The organism is Microbacterium sp. 16-032, assembly GCF_041079455.1.
GTDB lineage: Bacteria > Actinomycetota > Actinomycetes > Actinomycetales > Microbacteriaceae > Microbacterium > Microbacterium testaceum_A.
Window position 1 is genome coordinate 38,233 of sequence record NZ_JBFYGQ010000008.1, and the last position, 16,640, is coordinate 54,872.

A 16,640-nucleotide genomic window follows, 5' to 3' on the forward strand; every position below is an offset into this window, starting at 1 on the left:
CGATCAGTGCGCGGCGGGCAGGCGCAGGTCGATCTCGTACCCGCCGTCGGCGAGGGGGCCCGCGCGGAAGGACCCGCCGAGCATGTGCGCGCGCTCGGAGAGCCCCAGGTGTCCGAGCCGCGCCGTCGGAGCCGGGTCGGGGTGGGGCTCGGGAGAGACGGCGTTGCGGAGGGCGACGTGCACGGCGCCCGTGTCGGTGCTGGTGGCCGTGACCTCGACGCGCGCCCCGGGGGCGTGCTTTCGCACGTTCGTGAGGCCCTCCTGGATCGTGCGGTAGACCGCGCGCTGCGTCGCCGGAGGCAGCCCCTCGCGCAGGTCGATGCGGGCGTCGACCTCGAGGTCGACGGGATGCAGGATCTCGTCGAGGTGACGCAGCGTCGGCTGCGGCCCGAGCGGGGCGGCCTCGGGGCCGTCGGCGCGGAGCACGAGCAGCATCTGGCGCAACTCCGCGAGGGTCGTGGAGGCGAGGGTGCGGATCGTGTCGGCCGTCTCGGCTACCTCGGGATCGTCGGCGCGCACCATCAGAGCGCCCGCCTGCACGGTGATCAGGCTCACCTGGTGCGAGACGACGTCGTGCATCTCGCGCGCGAGGTGTGCGCGCTCCTCAGCGACCGCCTCGCGGGCGACGCGCCGGTTCTCGTCCGCCCGCGCGCGGCGGAGTTCGTCGAGGCTGGCGGAAAGTCGACTCTGGTTCCGACGCAGTCGGCCGAGCGCCACGGCGCCGCCCGACGTCATCGTGGCGTAGACGATCGCGAGGACATGGTCGTTGACCGAGGTGAAGGTGTCCCACGACAGACCCAGGCCCAAGAAGGTGATGGCGGTCGCGGCGACGAGCCAGATCATCCCCGTCGCCGCGCTGGCGACGGTGTACAGGGCGATGACCGAGGCGATCGGCCCTCCGGTGAGGAAGAGGGCGGGCAGGGCCAGGGCGAGCGAGAGCAGCGGCAGCCGCCGGCGCAGCAGCAGGCCCGCGGCCCCCACGAGCGTCAGCACCAGCTCGAGCATGTCGGTGGTGTAGAGCCCGAGCACCCCGTCGAGCGCGGCGACGGCGACGAGCCCCAGGTCGATCAGCACATCGCGGCGCTTCATCGCGCCTCCTCGTCGCGGAGCAGCCCCGCGCGCTCCGCCACGAGGGCCGCCTGCACGCGACCGTCGACGTCGAGCTTGCCCAGGATCGTGCTGATGTGCGCCTTGACGGTGGCGGGGCTGAGGAACATCGCCGCCCCGATCTGGATGTTCGACAGCCCCCGACCCAGCTGCACGAGGATCTGACGCTCGCGCGGACTCAGCGCGTCGATCAGGTGGGTGTCGGCGGCGGGCTCGGGGCGCAGATACCCGGCCACCACCGCGCGACTCACGGTGGGCGAGAACACCACGCCGCCGCCGTGGAGGGTGCGCACGAGCTGGGGGAGCTGACGCGGATCGGTGTCCTTCACCAGGAACCCGGCGGCACCCGCGTCGAGGGCCGAGGCGATGTGGTCGTCGGAGTCGAAGGTGGTCAGGATCGCCACCGTCATGTCCCACCCGGCCGAGCGGATGTCGCGGAGCACGTCGAGCCCGTTTCGTCCCGGCATCCGGATGTCGAGCAGGACCACATCGGGGCGGGCCTCGGCGAGGACCTCCATGGCGTGGACGCCGTCGGCGGTCGCCACGACCTCGATGTCGCCGGCCGCGCTGAGGATGTGCGAGAAGCCCGAGCGGATGAGCGCCTCGTCGTCGATGACGGCGACGCGGATGACCGGAGAGGCGGTGGATGCCATGCGACCAGGCTAGGCACTCCGGGGGCCGCCCGGATCACCCGATCGGCCCGCTGCCGGGGCCGACCGGCTGATGTGCCGGACGCGGGGGTCTCGCGAGCATGGAGAGGATGCCGGTGGTCGGCGTGCGCACGCTCGGGGAGGACCGATGGTCGCGGTGATGGACAAGGTGCAGACGGCGCCAGAGACGGCTCGGGCCCCGCGGCCGGAGCGCGGCGCGCCCCGGTGGGACATCCCCGGGCTCCTGCGCCGTCGTGTCGGAACGCTCGGGGTGACGCTGGCGATCCTGGTCGTCAGCGTGATCACCATCGTCACGCAGAGCACGTTCGAGGCGGGCCCGTTCGACCTGCGCGACATGCTGCTCGCCCTGGTGCGCGTCGACGATCCGCTCGTGCTCCTCGCGACCGTCGTGCTGACCCTCGTCGTCTGCGGTCTGGCCGAGGGGCTGATGGGCACGCGTCGACTGCTCGCCGCCTTCGTGGGCGGCGGCCTTCTCGTCTGCGCGATCGGCGAGGTCATCGGGTGGTTCGAAGACACTGTCATCCCCGAGGTGTCGCTGAACGTCACCCCCGACACCGGAGCGCCGCCCATCGCGGCGCTGCTGTGCGTCGCGATCGCCGCGAGCTGCTTCGCCTCGCCGCTGTGGCGCCGTCGCATCCGCATCGGCGGGGTCGTCCTCGCCGTGACGATGTTCCTCTACGCCGCGTCGGCGTCGGACCTGTACACGCTCATCGCCTTGCCCGTAGGCATGGCGACCGGCCTCGTGCTCGGCGGGACGCGGGCCGTCGGCATCCCGCGCAGCTCTCTCCGCGAGAAGCGCGTGCTGCTCGCCGCGCTCACCGCCATCACCGCGATCGGACCGGTCGTCGCGACCCTCTGGGGTTCGGGGGCTGGCGTGCTGTCGGTCTACAGCTGGCTGTCGTACGACCCTCTGAACGTGGCCGACGGGCTCGTCTGCGCGATCGGTTCGACGGGCGCCCCGTGCCCGAGCTTCGTTGCGACGTACACCGAGCTCCAGCCCGCCTCGGGGTGGATCGCCGCGCTTCCCCAGCTGGTGCTGCTGATCGCGGCCTGGGGGATCCTGCGGGGGCGACGGGGTGCCCTCCACCTGGCCGTGGTGGTCAACGCCCTCACCTTCGTCGCGATGAGCATCCTGCTCCTGCTGAGCGAGACCGACACGCTCGAGCAGCTCGCGACCGTGCGCGCCGCCTACGACGTCGCCGATGTCTGGCAGACGGTCGTCGGCATGGTCGTGGGTGCCGCCCTCCCGCTCCTCGTCGCCGCGCTGCTCATCCGGTTCCGCTCGGCCGTTCAGGTGCGCTCGACGCCCGCCGTGCGTCGGGCGTTCGTGCGGACGGTCGCGATCGCCGGCCTCGGGGCCCTGGCCCTGGCGCTGGTCGGGATCCTCGTGGCATCCGCCGATTTCCGTCCGTGGCCGAACGTGACGACGGTCCTCGCGACGCTGCCCCTGCGCCTCGTTCCGCCCTCGCTCCTTCCGCCCGAGGCGCTCGTGTTCGTGCCCATGACCGGGTTCGCGCAGGCCGTCTGGTACCTGCCGCCGCTGCTGTTCTGGGGGAGCGTGGTCGCCGCGACCGCCCGCTTCATCGTGCGCTCGGGGGCTGCCGAGGCCGCTCCGGATCGCGAGCGCGCGCGCTCGCTCCTCGCCGCGGGCTCAGGTGACACCCTCGGTCACATGACCCTCTGGCAGGGCAACGTGTACTGGTTCGCGGCCGAGGTCGAGGCGGCGATCGCCTACCGGGTACGCGGAGGGTTCGCCGTGACCCTCGGCGGAGCCTTCGGACCGGATCGGGACGACCCCTCCGTCGGAGCGGGGTTCGTCGCCTTCTGCGAGGAGCACGGGTGGACGCCGGTCTTCTACAGCGTCGACGACGCCGAGCGCGAGCGGCTCGCCCCCTTCGGCTGGTCGGCGCTGCAGGTGGCCGAGGAGGCCTTCCTCGACCCGCAGACGTGGACGCCCGCGGGCAAGAAACGTCAGGACGTGCGCACCGCGACCAACCGTGCCGCGCGTGAGGGACTGACCGCGCGGTGGGCGCGGTGGAGCGAGCTGTCGTTCTTCGACCGCGGGCAGATCCGCGCGATCTCCGAGGCATGGGTCTCGGACAAGACGATCCCCGAGATGGGCTTCACCCTCGGCTCGACGGACCAGCTCGACGACCCCGAGGTGCGCCTGCTGATCGCGCGCGACGGATCGGGGCGCATCACGGCGTTCACGAGCTGGATCCCGATCCACCGCGACGGGGCGATCGCCGGATACGCCCTCGACGTCATGCGCCGGCGCGACGACGCCATGCCCGGGGTCATGGAGTTCCTCATCGGCAACGCCGTCGAACGGCTGCGCGACGACGGGATGACCGTGATGAGCCTGTCGGGCTCGCCTCTCGCTCGACACTCGGTCGACGGCGAGGGTGCGCTCGGTCCTCTCGACCGCGGGTTGGACGTGATCAGCGGCCTTCTCGAGCCGGCCTACGGGTTCCGCTCGCTCGCGAACTTCAAGAAGAAGTTCCAGCCCGACTTCGCGCCGCTGTGGATGATCTATCCGGATGCCACGCAGATCCCCGCCATCGCCATCGCGCTGGTGCGCTGCTATATCCCGGGACTCACCCTCCGCTCCGCCGCCTCGCTCGCTGCGCAGCTGCGTCGGCCGCGGGAGGCCGCCTCGCGGTGACCCTGTCCGTCTCGTCACGAGGACAGGGGGATGCCACGAGAACAGGCCGCGCGGTGGGGGTCGCGCCGGGGCGTGAGGCGACGCGCGAGCGGGGATACATTGAGGGCGGATTGAACGGGCGGCGCGGGGGTGCCGCCGCTTCTCAGAGGGGGGGGGGGGGACTCGCCGTGCACAGAGCATCGATGCCGACCAGAGGGCGCGCGCCGATCAGAGGGGCGCTCGCCGTGGTGCTCGCCGCGACGATCGCCGTCGTGCTGTCGGGCTGCTTCATGATCCCCCTCGTCGACGGGCGATCCCCCGTTCGACGACCCCTTCGGATCGAGCGAGAGCGACATCGAGAAGGCGATCCCCCCGATTCAGGCGGCGCTCGACGAGAGCGGTGCCGGTGGTGACCGCTGGCACCTGGTGGCGGAGTCCGCGAGCGAGAACTGCGAGGGCCCGTGCAACCTCTACGTCGCGGTGCGCGTCGAGCCCGCCGACGTCGATGATCCCGACCGATGGGTGTCCGAGGAGGTGCTGCGCGAGACGCTGATCGCCGTGGTTCCGGTCGCGGAGAGTCAGCGCGTGGACGTTGCCGTGGTCTCCGGGTATCAAAAGAACGAGTACGGAGGCCTGGTCAGCGCTGAGCTCTCGACCGCTGTCGAGTCGCTCTTCGGCGAACGAGTGCGTAGCGACCAGTTCTCTGCCACCTCGGACGAGAGCTACGGCGATGCGGAGGTGCACGCGTTCACGCGGACGCACACGAACGTCCTCGCGAGCATGGGCCTGGGCTGACCGGCTCCGTCGACGACGGTCACGCCCACTCGGCGGTGGCGGGAACAACGCCGAGAGCGCGGTCGCTCGCCTCGGTCGCGTCGCGCAGCCAGGCGGCCCCGCCGGGACGCACGCGGGCGTCCTCGGCGGTGAAACACTCGTCGGTGACGTACAGGCGCCCGAGGTGCACGTTCGTCTGCCGCGGGATCGGGTAGAGCGCCGATAGGGCCTCGCAGGGACGCTCGAGGGTCGAGCCACCGGTCACGAGAACAGGCCGTTCCTGCGGAAATCGTCCTGTCCCGGTCGCGAAGCCTGGTCTCGTGACGTCGTCCGGCGCGCGCTCCGCTCAGCGGGCGTCCGGCCGCGGCCGCTGGTACACGTCGGGAACGTCGTCGCCGTCGGCATCCACCGCTTCGTCCTGCGCGAGCTGCTTGTAACGGCGGTTGCGCACCAGTAGCACGGCGGAGGCGAAGACGGATGCCAGGAGCGAGGCCGCCATGATCGCGATCTTCGCGTCGTCGGTGTGCGGGGAGCCCTCGGGGAAGCTCAGCTCGGCGATCAGCAGCGACACGGTGAACCCGATACCCGCGAGCAGGCCGACCCCGGCGAGGTCGATCCATTTCAGCGCCGGGTCGAGGCGCACCTTCGTCACGAGGGTCAGGATGCGCACGCCCAGCAGGATGCCGATCGGCTTACCGAGAACCAGACCGGCCACCACGCCGATGGTCACGGGGTCGGTGAGCGCTCGCATGATGCCCTCGCCCCCGCCGACGGCGACCCCCGCGGCGAAGAACGCGAAGATCGGCACCGCGATGCCGCTCGACAGCGGCCGGAAGCGGTGTTCGAACTGCTCGGCGAGGTCCATGCCGTGGTGCTCGGGCTGGCGGCGCGAGGCGGCGACGGGAATGGTGAAGGCGAGGGCGACACCGGCGATCGTGGCGTGCACGCCCGAGGCGTGCAGGAAGGCCCACGCGGCGAAGCCGATCGGCAGCAGCACGACCCACGCGCCCCACGCGTGGCGCGAGAACCACGCCCGCGCCCGGTGCGCGATGACGCCGTAGATCGCCACGAGCACCGCGAACACGGCCAGGGGGAGTAGCGAGATGTCGATGGTGTAGAAGATCGCGATGATCGCGATGGCGATGAGGTCGTCGACCACCGCGAGGGTCAGCAGGAAGATGCGCAGGGGCCCGGGCAGGTGCGAGCCGACGAGGGCGAGCACGGCGACGGCGAACGCGATGTCGGTCGCGGTGGGGATCGCCCATCCGGCCAGCAGGCTCGGCTGCGTGTGCACGATGGCGACGTAGATCAGGGCCGGAACGGCGACGCCCGCGAACGCCGCCGTGACCGGAACGATCGCCGTGCCGAAGCGACGCAGGCTGCCGCTGACGATCTCGCGCTTGAGCTCGAGGCCGACCATGAAGAAGAAGACCGCGAGCAGGCCGTCGGCCGCCCACGTTCCGAGGCTCAGGTCGAGGTGCCACGGCTCGTACCCGAAGCGGAAGTCGCGTAGCGCGAAGTAGGCGTCGGAGGCGGGCGAGTTCGCCCAGACGATCGCGACGATCGCGGCGACCACGAGCAGCATGCCGCCGACGGATTCGCGGCGGAGCAGCGTCGTGACGCGGTGGACTTCGGCGTAGCCGGGCCAGCTCGGCGCGCGGGTGGTGTCGTGGCTCATGAGGCCTCCTGAGGGGTCGATCGACGAAATGTCGACCAGACTTCCCGACGCACCGAGATCCAGTTTACCGTGCCGCCGCTGTCGCTTGCCGCGCGCCGAGATCACCGGCGATCGTCGAGATCACCCGCAATGGCGGGTCGCCTCGCGGCACCTGTGTGAGCTCGGCGCCGCGGCGGGCGACGAGGGGAGGGGATGCCGGCACCCCGGCGGTTCAGCTCGGGTCGCCGCCCAGGGGGCCCACCGCGGGGATGGGGCCGCCGTCGTCGGCGCCGGTCTTGCGGGCGCGGGCGATCGCGTTGCCGAGGTGGTAGATCAGCAGGGCCGCGACCGAGCCGAGCACGATGGCACCGAGCTGGAAGTCGCCCCACTGCATGGTGAACCCGGCGATCGCGAGCACCAGCGCGACCGCGCCGGTGTACTGGTTGACCGGGCGCGAGAAGTCGACGCGGTTGTCGACCCAGATCTTGATGCCGATGATGCCGATCAGGCCGTAGAGCGCCGTCGTGACGCCGCCGAGGACACCCGCGGGGATGGTGTTGAACACCGCGCCCACCTTGGGGGAGAGGCTCAGCACGATCGCGGTGATGCCGGCGACCCAGTACACCGCGGTCGAGTAGACGCGGGTCGCGGCCATGACGCCGATGTTCTCGCCGTAGGTCGTGGTTCCCGAGCCGCCGAAAGTTCCCGCGAGGGTCGTGGCGACACCGTCGGCGATGAGGGCGCGACCGGTGGAGCGGTTGGCCGTGGCATCCGTCATCGCCGCCACACCTCGCACGTGACCGACGTTCTCGGCCACGAGCACCAGCACGACGGGGAGGAACATCGCGATGACCGACCAGGTCGCCGGCGTCGTGAAGTCGGCGATTTCGAAGGTCGGCAGGCCCACCCACGGGGCCTGCGCCACGGCGTCGAAGTCGATGAGCGTCTCGCCCGAGACCGCCTGGATGATCACGGTCGCGACGTAGCCCACGATCACGCCGAGGAAGATCGAGATGCGGCCGAGGAAGCCGCGGAACAGCACGCTGAACAGGATCACCGCGACGAGCGTGATCGTGCCCGGCAGGGGCTGCAGCTGGAAGTTCGACCACGCGACGGGGGCGAGGTTGAAGCCGATGAGGGCGACGATCGCCCCCGCGACCACCGGTGGCATGACCTTGTCGACCCAGCCGAGACCGACGAACTGCACGATGAAGCCGATGACGGCCAGCAGCACGCCGACGGCGACGATGCCCGCCAGGGCCGAGCCCGTCCCGGCCGTCGCCGTGGCGGCGGTGATCGGCGCGATGAACGCGAACGACGAGCCGAGGTAGCTGGGGAGGCGGTTCTTCGTGATGAGCAGGAACAGCAGGGTGCCCACACCCGAGAACAGCAGCGTCGTCGACACCGGGAAGCCGGTGAGCACCGGCACGAGGAACGTCGCGCCGAACATCGCGATGACGTGCTGGAGGCCGATCGCGATCGTCGCGCCCCAGTTCAAGCGCTCGCCGGGGGCGACGACGGCCCCGGGCTCGACCGTGCGGCCGTTGCCGTGCAGCTTCCAGCGAAACATGTGTCTCCTCAGGTGGGGGTATGGCCGAGACCGTACGCGCTCGGCGAGAACGCACCGTTTCGTCGAGGATGCGGTGCGGTTTCGGTGAACGGGTGCGGTCTCGAGAGAGGGCGGGTCAGACGCCGGTCAGCAGACGCAGCAGCGTCGCGTAGCGCTCGCGCGTGCGCTCGACGATCTCGTCGGGGAGGACGGGCGGCTCGCCCTGCTTGTCCCAGTTCGCGGCGAGCCAGTTGCGCACGATCTGCTTGTCGAAGCTCGCCATGCGCTCGGCGGGGGTGGAGCCGGTACGCCAGGCCGCGGCATCCCAGTACCGCGAGGAGTCCGACGTGAGCACCTCGTCGGCGAGCGTCAGCACGCCGTCGGAGTCGTAGCCGAACTCGAACTTCGTGTCGGCGAGGATCAGCCCGCGGGCCTCCGCCGTCGCGGACGCACGACGGTAGATCTCGAGCGACAGGTCGCGCAGGGCCGTGGCCGTCTCGGCCCCGACGAGCTCGACCGAGCGCTCGAAGGTGATGTTCTCGTCGTGCTCGCCCATCGGCGCCTTGAAGGCGGGGGTGTAGAGCGGTTCCGGCAGGCGGTCGCCGTCGTTCAGGCCTTCGGGCAGAGGGATGCCGCAGACCGTGCCCTCCGCCTGATACTCGGCCCAGCCCGAGCCGGTGAGGTAGCCGCGCACGACGCACTCGATCGGCTGCATGTCGAGGGACCGGACGAGCATCGAGCGCCCCTGCACGGCATCCGGGATCAACGACACCGGATCGTCGCCCCGCAGCGCGTGGTCGGCCGCCAGGTGGTGGGGGATGGAGCGGCCGCCGTCGGCTCCGGCGAGCTGGTCGAACCACCACAGGCTGAGGGTGGTCAGCAGTTCGCCCTTATCCGGGATGCCGGGGGAGAGCACGTGGTCGAAGGCGCTGACGCGATCGCTCGCGACGACGAGGAGGTGCGCGGGCGCGGCGTCTTCGGCGGTGTCGGCGGGGACGTAGAGGTCGCGCACCTTGCCGGAGTAGACGTGGCGCCAGCGGGGGAGCTCGAGCGGGGGAGCGGAGGTCACCCGCTCATTATTGCGGGTGCGCGCGCCCCGCATCGGCGCGGATTGTGTCACACAGCTCGCGCGAGCGCCTGCCCCCCGGCCGCGACGACCCGCCTGACTACCCTGGGAGGAATGACCGATGACATCTCCGGACCCGCGGTCGCCATCGACCCCCACGCGGGCAGCAGTCACAAGACGATTCGCGGCTGGGTCTTCTGGCCTGCCGCGGGCATCGCCCTCGCGTTCATCGCCTTCGCGTTGTTCTTCCCCGCGGCCGCCGAAGCCACCTTCGCCTCGGTGCAGACCTTCATCGTGTCGACCTTCAATTGGTACTACGTGCTGATCGCGGCGTTCTTCGTCGCCTTCGCGCTCGCGATGGGCTTCAGCCGCTTCGGCAACATCAAGCTCGGGCAGGACGACGACGAGCCGGAGTTCTCGACGATCTCGTGGTTCTCTCTCTTGTTCGCCGCCGGCATGGGCATCGGCCTCGTCTTCTACGGCGTGAGCGAGCCGCTGAGCCACTTCGTCTCGCCCCGCCCCGGTGTCGAGGGCACTCCCGCCGAGCTCGCACAACAGGCGATGTCGCAGACCTTCCTGCACTGGGGCGTGCACGCGTGGTCGATCTACGTCGTGCTCGGTCTCGCGCTCGCCTACGCCTTCCACCGCCGTCGTCGGCCGCGCACGATCCGCTGGGCCCTCGAGCCGATCCTGGGTGCGCGTCTGGTCCAGGGCGGGTGGGGCAACGCGATCGATGTCGCCGCCCTCGTCGGCACGCTGTTCGGTGTCGCCACCTCGCTCGGCCTGGGCGTCATCCAGATCAGCGCGGGCCTCGACTTCCTCGGTGTCGTCCCGCCCAGCATCATCAGCCAGGCGATCATCATCGGCATCATCACGGGGTTCGTCCTCTTCTCACTCCTGTCCGGCGTCGGCAAGGGCATGAAGTGGCTCTCGAACATCAACCTCGTGCTCGCGGGTCTCCTCATGCTGTTCCTGCTGTTCACCGGTCCGACGGAGTTCCTGCTGCGCGACGTGGTGCAGTCGATCGGCAACTACATCCAGAGCTTCGTCGGTCTCTCGTTCACCGTCAGCGCCTACGCGGGCGATGACGGCGTCGCCTGGCAGGGCGCGTGGACGGCGTTCTACTGGGGCTGGTGGATCTCGTGGGCGCCCTTCGTCGGCATCTTCATCGCGCGCATCTCGCGGGGTCGTACCGTGCGCGAGTTCGTGGTCGGAGTGATCCTGGTCCCGACGCTCGTCGGCATCCTGTGGTTCACGGTGCTCGGTGGCACCGCGATCTACGGCGAGCTCACGGGCACAGCGACCTACACCGGGCCCGACGGGTCGGTCGATGTGTCGACGGCCCTCTTCCAGATGCTCGAGAACGTCCCGGCATCCGGGATCTTGATCGTCGGCTTCCTCATCCTCATCGCGGTGTTCTTCGTGACGTCCGCCGACTCCGGTGCCCTGGTGATGAGCATGATCGCCACCGGCGGCGAAGAGGAGCCCAAGAACTGGGTGCGCGTGTTCTTCGCCCTCGCCACCGCAGTGATCGCGTTCGCGCTTCTCATCGCGGGTGGTCTGAACGCCCTGCAGACCGCGGCGATCAGCATCGCCCTGCCCTTCAGCATCGTGCTGCTCGCGATCTGCTGGGCCACGGTCGTGGCGTTCCGCCGCGAGATGAAGGCGTACGACAAGGCCGAGCGGGCGCAGCTGCGCGACTCGATCGGCGAGCACTACGGTCTCGAGGTCGAAGAGCCGAACCAGCGTGGAATCTTCGGCATCCCAGTGCGCTGGCGTCAGCGTCGAGCGGTGACGGCGCCGGCAGAGAGCCGGACCGAAGCGGACGAGCCTGCTGAGGTCGCGAACGATTCCTCGTCGGCCTGAGTCCCGGCATCCGGAACCTGTCCCGAGCACGCCGCGCCCTGACCGGGTGCGGCGTGCTCTGCGTCGGGCGCACGCCCTCCCCGCCGTCGGGCGTCCGTGGGGTGACCGACCCCGCGCGGCGAGGCGGAGGTGCGTCGGACACCCGATGTTCATCCGTGCGGGTTCGCGAGGCGTGGCGAGACCGCGTATAGTCCACGTGGACTAGTCGACACGGACCATGAGGAGGATGGATGCTGCAGACCGGCCGCCTCACCCCCGTCGCCGTCATGATTCTGGCCACGCTCCGCGAAGCCGACATGCACACGTACGAGCTCGTGCGCTTGCTGAAGGAACGCCGCGACGACCGGCTCATCCCGCTACAGAAGGGCACGATCTACCACACGGTCGCCCGCCTCGAACGCGACGGACTCCTCGCCGAAGCCGGCGTCGATCGCGACGGCAATCGACCGGAACGCACCACCTTTACGATCCTGGATGCCGGCCATCGGGCCCTCGAAGAATGGGTGCGCTCCGAACTGCCCCGCATCGACAGGCCGAGCGAGTTCCGCGTCGCCCTCTCCGAAGCCCACAATCTCGAGCGCGCCGAAGTCATCGACCTGCTCGACCAGCGTCGCGCCCAGCTCGTCGCCTCGGTCGAGGACCATCACGACGGACTGACCGCCGCGGCCGAGCGCGAAACCCCCGAACAATTCCTCATCGAGCTGCGGCGCCAATCCGCTCTGCTCCACGCCGAACTCGCGTGGCAGGACTCCCTGCGTGCGCGCCTCGCCGATCGCTCCCTCGCCTGGGGCATCGCCGAAATCCCCGAACACATCAAGAAGAAGCACCGCGTCTCAAAGGAGACCACCCCATGACCGACTCCCGCGCCGCCTCCGCGGCATCCACCACCGGGTCTCACAAGACCCACGAACGCAGCCCCTGGCCGGCCCTCTGGGCCCTGGTCATCGGGTTCTTCATGATCCTGGTCGACACCACGATCGTCTCGGTCGCGAACCCCGCCATCAAGGCCGCCCTCGACCCCGATACCAACAACCTCGACAACGTCGTGTGGGTCACCAGCGCCTACCTGCTGACGTACGCGGTCCCGCTGCTGATCACCGGCCGTCTCGGCGACCGCTTCGGCCCGAAGAACATCTACCTCACGGGCCTCGCGCTCTTCACCCTCGCCTCGCTCGCGTGCGGTCTGGCGCCCTCCCTCGAGGTGCTGATCGTCGCCCGCGCCGTGCAGGGTCTCGGTGCCGCGCTGATGACGCCGCAGACCATGGCCGTCATCACCCGCACCTTCCCGCCGCAGAACCGTGGAGCAGCCATGGGCCTGTGGGGCGCCACCGCCGGTGTCGCGACCCTCGTCGGCCCTCTGGCGGGCGGCCTGCTCGTGGACGGCCTCGGGTGGGAGTGGATCTTCTTCATCAACATCCCCGTCGGCATCATCGGCTTCATCGCCGCCGTCATCCTCGTGCCGCAGTTGCCGCGTACCGCGCACAAGTTCGACATCCTCGGCGTCGTCCTCAGCGCCGTCGGACTCTTCCTCATCGTGTTCGGTCTGCAGGAGGGCGAGCACTACTCGTGGGCCGCGTGGATCTGGGCGATGGTCGCCGCGGGTGTCGCCGTCATGGCGCTGTTCATCTGGACGCAGGCGCGCAGCAAGGGCGAGCCGCTCGTTCCGCTCGCGCTGTTCCGCGACCGCAACTTCTCGATCGCCAACCTCGCGATCGCCGCGGTCGGCTTCACCGTGACGAGCATGGCGCTGCCGCAGATGTTCTACCTGCAGCTCGCCCGCGGTCTCACCCCGACCGAGTCGGCTCTGCTGCTCGTGCCGCTCGCGATCCTGTCGGGCGTGCTCGCCCCCTTCGCGGGCAAGCTGCTCGACCGGACCGACCCGCGCTTCCTGCTCGTGCCGGGACTCCTGCTGGTCGGCGGCTCGCTGGGGCTGTACGTGGCGCTCATCCTGAACGACGCCCCGATCTGGATGTTCCTAATCCCCTCCGTCTTCATGGGTATCGGAAACGCCGGCATGTGGGGGCCGCTCGCCACCACTGCGACGCGCAACCTGCCGCCGCGTCAGGCGGGCGCGGGCGCCGGCATCTACAACACGACCCGCACGGTCGGATCGGTCATCGGCTCGGCATCCATCGCCGCTTTCATGCAGGCGCGCCTCGAGGCGAACCTGCCGGGGGCCGCGGACGCATCCGCGAGCTTCGGTGGCGGGGAACTGCCCCCGCAGGTCGTCACCGGCTTCTCGCAGGCCATGGGCGAGTCGCTCACCCTGCCGATCATCGTGATCGCCCTGGGCCTCGTCGCGGTGCTGTTCATGCGTCGGCCGTCGATGATCCGGCCGCACGGCGCTCCGCGCGACGCGGCTCCGGCCCAGGCGGCACAGGCGGCTCCCGCCGCGGCGGGGGAGTAACCCGCGCGATCGAACGCCGTCGTCCCTCTGCGGGGCGGCGGCGTTCGGCGTTTCATCGGGGGATGCTTCGGGGATGCCGCGGACTCGGTCCCGCGCCCGGGAGGAGCCTCTGCCCGTGATGTGAGGGTGCGCCCCTATGGACGCCCGGCGCGCAGCGCGGCGACGACCCGCTGCGCGTCGGACGCGTCAGCGGTGAAGAGTCGCGTCTCGGCCGACTCGATGCGGATGAGACCGCGCGAATACTCCTGCTCGAAGAAGACGTTCGTCACCCGGTGCAGTTCCATCGCCCAGCTGTCGTTCTTCGCGGTGTAGACGACGCGGGTGGGAGTGACCGCGAGCAGTCCTCCGGGGGCGGCAGACGACGTGTCGGCGTCGACCGTGACGAGGGGTACCTCTCCGGGCAGGAGAGCCGCGGCGAGACGTTCACGCGCGTTCTGGCGCCGCATCCGATCGTCCCTCCTACGTTCGCGGTGCATGGGCGCCGCCCTGAGAACCCTACGCCGCGACACCGGGCCGACGCGGAGGAGGGCGACATCTACCGTGGGCACCCTCAATGTCGTCTCCGCGGCAGGATGGGGGGATGGCCCGGCAGCGCGTTCTTCCTCACCGTCCGCGCACGACCGTGACGATGCACGAGGGCGATGTCATCGCGGTTCCGCTCGACGACTCCGCGTGGGGCGCGCTGCACGTCGTGTCGCTCCGGCGCTCGGGTCCGGTGAGTCGGTCGGCGTTCGTCGCCGGTGTGCTGCCGTGGCGCGGGGAGGCTCCGCCGCGGGGGAGCGACGTGGAGGGGCTTCCCGTCGTCGCTCAGGCCCTCCTGGGGAAGGAGCTGTTCACCGACGGTCTGCTCGAGATCGTGGCGAACACTCCCGTCGTTCCGACATCGCTGCCGAACAACTTCACCGACAGCGGCGTCGTCGGTGCCCGCCTCAATGTCTGGGGGTGGCGCGCCGCGATCGATCAGGTGCGGGCCTGGCGACCTTCGCCGGACTGAGCGACCCGTATGCGCCGCGGTGTCCGTCATGTGCGGAATTCAGGCGCGGGGAGGTGGTGGGACGGATGCCGGGGATCGGCGTGGTCGCGGCCGGCCGGGGCGTCGTCGCCCGGGCATCGCCGTGCACACCCGCCGTCCGTGGGTCAGAGACACGCAGGTCGTCGCCGTCCTGCCGAACGCCACGACACCCGGCCGACGCGGATTTGGGGGGCGCGCCGGCCGGGCGGTCTGAGGATCCGCAGGGCGGATCACTGAGGAGACGGGTCGACAGGGCGGTTCGTCACGGCGCGAGCGGAGAATTCTTCAGCACCGCGTTGTTCGGCGCCCTCTCGCGGCCCCTTGAATTTGCCGCCACGGTCGGCGCCCTTCGTCAGCGGGGAGGTGCCGACCCGTGGCCGGCGCGGCAGAAGTCGCTCAGCCGTCGAACGCGTCACGACCGACGAAGGCGGCGTCGTCGGACAACTGCTCGACGAGAGCCGGCGGGCATTCTGCGCGCAGTTCGCGGGTCGTCGTCGCGGGCGTCCGGCCGAACGTCGCGGTCACGTCCCAGCAGGTGTAGACCTCACTCGGACCGTTGGAGAGCCCGCCGCCATCGCGGGGGAGGTCCGGCCGGGGACCCGACGAAAGGAAGACGGAGAAGGTAGCGGTGGGCTCGGCGATGTGCAGGTCGTAGACGACCATCGCGCCTTCGCGGACATCGGGTGGTGTCTGTTCCGTGCGATCCCACGCGGCATCCCGGAGCCCCGTGAGCACGGTCTCGGTCTCGCGCTGCGAGACATCGAGGAGCGCCCCCACCTTCTCGTGCGCCATCGCCTGCCGCCAGAGCACCCCGTCGACGTCCTGGCGCCCCCTCTCCGAGGAGCACCCCGCGAGCCCCAGGACCACGGCGCTCAGCCCGAGCGCGACAACACTCCGCGCCCGCATCACGCCCGCCGCTCGCAGAGCAGTGCCCCCACCGGCCGGGCGCCGAGGGTCGCGCGCGTGTGGGTCTCGATGATGTCGAAGCCCGCGGCATCCGCTCTCCGCCCCAGCTCAGCGGCGGGCCAGCGATAGGCGCGGGTCACAGCGTGATCGAACGCCTCGATGCTCTCTCCGACGAAGAAGCCGAGCAGCAGTCGCCCGCCCGGGCAGAGCGTTCGGGCGAACTCCCGCAGCGGGACGTCGATGCGAGCGGGCTCGTGGTGGATCGTCGAGAACCACGACAGGATGCCGCCGAGCCCACCGTCCTCCACCTCGAGCTCGTCGATCGAGCCGAGATCGAACCGGATGCCGGAATGAGCCGCCCGCGCGTGCGAGACGAACCGCGGCGCGAGATCGACGCCCCGCACGTCGAGCCCGACTCCGGCCAGGTGCCCCGTCCAGTGACCGGGGCCGCAGCCGGCGTCGAGCGCGGGGCCGGTGACGGCGGTGGCCCAGGCCTCGACGATGCTCCGGTCGACCGGGTGGACGGCATCCATCGTCCCGAGGGCGTCGATGTACTCGTCGGCCCGGGCGTCGTACGCGGTCGAAGTCATCGGTCGAGGCTACGGCGTGATCGCGTCGACGAAGGCTCGCGCTTCGTCGATGAGCTGGTTCCAGCGCGCAGCTCCCGCGTCGACCGGGACCTCAGCCCACTCGCGCAGCGGGCGCCCCCGCATGATCATGGGGCCGGCCATCCCCTCGTCGACGATCTCGCCGACCCGCTCCTCGGGCAGTTTCACGACGAGCGAGCCGCTGTGGACGACGAACGCGAAGACCTTCTCGCGGATGCGCAGCCCCTCGGTGCCGAAGATCCGCCCGATGTCGACGCCCGGCAGGTCGCACTGGCGTTCGGCGATCGGGTCGAAGATCTCACGGCCCCGTGCCGTGGCATCCCTGTCGACCATGGCCCACACGCTAGCGGCGCGCGCGGCCCGGCTCGAGCAC

At 70.5% G+C, this 16,640-nt stretch carries 16 protein-coding genes; 6 read left to right on the forward strand and 10 right to left on the reverse strand.

Annotation, left to right across the window (positions count from 1 at the left end; translation table 11 throughout):
- Nucleotides 1–3: 3 nt before the first annotated feature.
- Both AB6V31_RS16025 and AB6V31_RS16030 read right to left on the reverse strand, forming a co-directional pair.
- Nucleotides 4–1,089 (reverse strand): sensor histidine kinase, encoded by a 1,086-nt coding sequence (locus AB6V31_RS16025; protein WP_369366843.1) that lies wholly within the window; start codon nt 1,087–1,089, stop codon nt 4–6.
- The gene (locus AB6V31_RS16030) at nt 1,086–1,760 is read right to left on the reverse strand and encodes a response regulator transcription factor (protein WP_074696114.1); all 675 of its coding nucleotides are present in this window, start codon (nt 1,758–1,760) and stop codon (nt 1,086–1,088) included. Before AB6V31_RS16030 ends, AB6V31_RS16025 begins: the two co-directional genes overlap by 4 nt.
- A gap of 157 nt (nt 1,761–1,917) precedes the next feature.
- Between AB6V31_RS16030 and AB6V31_RS16035 the strand changes: the two genes are divergently transcribed.
- Entirely contained in the window at nt 1,918–4,443 is a 2,526-nt protein-coding gene (locus AB6V31_RS16035; RefSeq protein WP_369366845.1) for a bifunctional lysylphosphatidylglycerol flippase/synthetase MprF, read from the forward strand.
- Between the two features lie 405 nt (nt 4,444–4,848).
- On the forward strand, nt 4,849–5,217 hold the full coding sequence (locus AB6V31_RS16040) for a hypothetical protein (protein WP_369366846.1): 369 nt from the start codon (nt 4,849–4,851) through the stop codon (nt 5,215–5,217).
- A 19-nt stretch (nt 5,218–5,236) separates the two neighbouring features.
- Here AB6V31_RS16040 and AB6V31_RS16045 read toward each other — a convergent pair whose 3' ends face one another.
- From AB6V31_RS16045 to AB6V31_RS16060, 4 genes are all read right to left on the reverse strand, one after another.
- The gene (locus AB6V31_RS16045) at nt 5,237–5,461 is read right to left on the reverse strand and encodes a TipAS antibiotic-recognition domain-containing protein (RefSeq protein ID WP_369366848.1); all 225 of its coding nucleotides are present in this window, start codon (nt 5,459–5,461) and stop codon (nt 5,237–5,239) included.
- A gap of 81 nt (nt 5,462–5,542) precedes the next feature.
- Entirely contained in the window at nt 5,543–6,874 is a 1,332-nt protein-coding gene (gene nhaA / locus AB6V31_RS16050) for a Na+/H+ antiporter NhaA (protein WP_369366849.1), read from the reverse strand.
- 211 nt (nt 6,875–7,085) lie between these two features.
- Nucleotides 7,086–8,423, reverse strand: coding sequence for a uracil-xanthine permease family protein (locus AB6V31_RS16055; RefSeq protein ID WP_074696106.1), 1,338 nt, complete (start codon nt 8,421–8,423; stop codon nt 7,086–7,088).
- Between the two features lie 115 nt (nt 8,424–8,538).
- Nucleotides 8,539–9,504 carry a phosphoribosylaminoimidazolesuccinocarboxamide synthase gene (locus AB6V31_RS16060; protein WP_369366851.1) on the reverse strand — a complete coding sequence of 322 codons (966 nt, stop codon included), beginning with the start codon at nt 9,502–9,504 and terminating at the stop codon, nt 8,539–8,541.
- 78 nt (nt 9,505–9,582) lie between these two features.
- On the opposite strand from AB6V31_RS16060, the gene AB6V31_RS16065 reads away from it, so the two are divergent.
- The 3 genes from AB6V31_RS16065 (at nt 9,583) to AB6V31_RS16075 (ending at nt 13,741) form a co-directional block, all read left to right on the forward strand.
- Nucleotides 9,583–11,334: a BCCT family transporter gene (locus AB6V31_RS16065; protein ID WP_369366852.1), complete on the forward strand. Its 1,752-nt coding sequence runs from the start codon at nt 9,583–9,585 to the stop codon at nt 11,332–11,334.
- A gap of 230 nt (nt 11,335–11,564) precedes the next feature.
- Nucleotides 11,565–12,188, forward strand: coding sequence for a PadR family transcriptional regulator (locus AB6V31_RS16070; RefSeq protein ID WP_369366853.1), 624 nt, complete (start codon nt 11,565–11,567; stop codon nt 12,186–12,188).
- Nucleotides 12,185–13,741: a DHA2 family efflux MFS transporter permease subunit gene (locus AB6V31_RS16075; RefSeq protein ID WP_369366855.1), complete on the forward strand. Its 1,557-nt coding sequence runs from the start codon at nt 12,185–12,187 to the stop codon at nt 13,739–13,741. Before AB6V31_RS16070 ends, AB6V31_RS16075 begins: the two co-directional genes overlap by 4 nt.
- Nucleotides 13,742–13,875: 134 nt before the next feature.
- Here the strand turns inward: AB6V31_RS16075 and AB6V31_RS16080 are convergent, their stop codons facing one another.
- Nucleotides 13,876–14,187 carry a hypothetical protein gene (locus AB6V31_RS16080; RefSeq protein WP_369366857.1) on the reverse strand — a complete coding sequence of 104 codons (312 nt, stop codon included), beginning with the start codon at nt 14,185–14,187 and terminating at the stop codon, nt 13,876–13,878.
- A gap of 134 nt (nt 14,188–14,321) precedes the next feature.
- Between AB6V31_RS16080 and AB6V31_RS16085 the strand changes: the two genes are divergently transcribed.
- Nucleotides 14,322–14,735, forward strand: a complete 414-nt coding sequence (locus AB6V31_RS16085; RefSeq protein WP_369366859.1) for a hypothetical protein — start codon at nt 14,322–14,324, stop codon at nt 14,733–14,735.
- 414 nt (nt 14,736–15,149) lie between these two features.
- Here AB6V31_RS16085 and AB6V31_RS16090 read toward each other — a convergent pair whose 3' ends face one another.
- The 3 genes from AB6V31_RS16090 to AB6V31_RS16100 are packed head-to-tail and all read right to left on the reverse strand — an operon-like array spanning nt 15,150 to nt 16,600.
- Complete coding sequence (locus AB6V31_RS16090) at nt 15,150–15,659, reverse strand: hypothetical protein (protein WP_369366861.1); 510 nt, start codon at nt 15,657–15,659, stop codon at nt 15,150–15,152.
- Nucleotides 15,659–16,249, reverse strand: a complete 591-nt coding sequence (locus AB6V31_RS16095) for a class I SAM-dependent methyltransferase (protein WP_369366862.1) — start codon at nt 16,247–16,249, stop codon at nt 15,659–15,661. Before AB6V31_RS16095 ends, AB6V31_RS16090 begins: the two co-directional genes overlap by 1 nt.
- A 9-nt stretch (nt 16,250–16,258) precedes the next feature.
- The gene (locus AB6V31_RS16100; protein ID WP_369366864.1) at nt 16,259–16,600 is read right to left on the reverse strand and encodes a hypothetical protein; all 342 of its coding nucleotides are present in this window, start codon (nt 16,598–16,600) and stop codon (nt 16,259–16,261) included.
- Between the last annotated feature and the right edge of the window lie 40 nt (nt 16,601–16,640).

Bases quoted from the DNA above. Each gene is read 5' to 3' on its own strand.
- AB6V31_RS16025 (WP_369366843.1), bottom strand. From the start codon at position 1,089: ATGAAGCGCCGCGATGTGCTGATCGACCTGGGGCTCGTCGCCGTCGCC.
- AB6V31_RS16030 (WP_074696114.1), bottom strand. From the start codon at position 1,760: ATGGCATCCACCGCCTCTCCGGTCATCCGCGTCGCCGTCATCGACGAC.
- AB6V31_RS16035 (WP_369366845.1), top strand. From the start codon at position 1,918: ATGGACAAGGTGCAGACGGCGCCAGAGACGGCTCGGGCCCCGCGGCCG.
- nhaA (WP_369366849.1), bottom strand. From the start codon at position 6,874: ATGAGCCACGACACCACCCGCGCGCCGAGCTGGCCCGGCTACGCCGAA.
- AB6V31_RS16055 (WP_074696106.1), bottom strand. From the start codon at position 8,423: ATGTTTCGCTGGAAGCTGCACGGCAACGGCCGCACGGTCGAGCCCGGG.
- AB6V31_RS16060 (WP_369366851.1), bottom strand. From the start codon at position 9,504: ATGCGGGGCGCGCGCACCCGCAATAATGAGCGGGTGACCTCCGCTCCC.
- AB6V31_RS16065 (WP_369366852.1), top strand. From the start codon at position 9,583: ATGACCGATGACATCTCCGGACCCGCGGTCGCCATCGACCCCCACGCG.
- AB6V31_RS16070 (WP_369366853.1), top strand. From the start codon at position 11,565: ATGCTGCAGACCGGCCGCCTCACCCCCGTCGCCGTCATGATTCTGGCC.
- AB6V31_RS16075 (WP_369366855.1), top strand. From the start codon at position 12,185: ATGACCGACTCCCGCGCCGCCTCCGCGGCATCCACCACCGGGTCTCAC.
- AB6V31_RS16080 (WP_369366857.1), bottom strand. From the start codon at position 14,187: ATGCGGCGCCAGAACGCGCGTGAACGTCTCGCCGCGGCTCTCCTGCCC.
- AB6V31_RS16085 (WP_369366859.1), top strand. From the start codon at position 14,322: ATGGCCCGGCAGCGCGTTCTTCCTCACCGTCCGCGCACGACCGTGACG.
- AB6V31_RS16090 (WP_369366861.1), bottom strand. From the start codon at position 15,659: ATGCGGGCGCGGAGTGTTGTCGCGCTCGGGCTGAGCGCCGTGGTCCTG.
- AB6V31_RS16095 (WP_369366862.1), bottom strand. From the start codon at position 16,249: ATGACTTCGACCGCGTACGACGCCCGGGCCGACGAGTACATCGACGCC.
- AB6V31_RS16100 (WP_369366864.1), bottom strand. From the start codon at position 16,600: ATGGTCGACAGGGATGCCACGGCACGGGGCCGTGAGATCTTCGACCCG.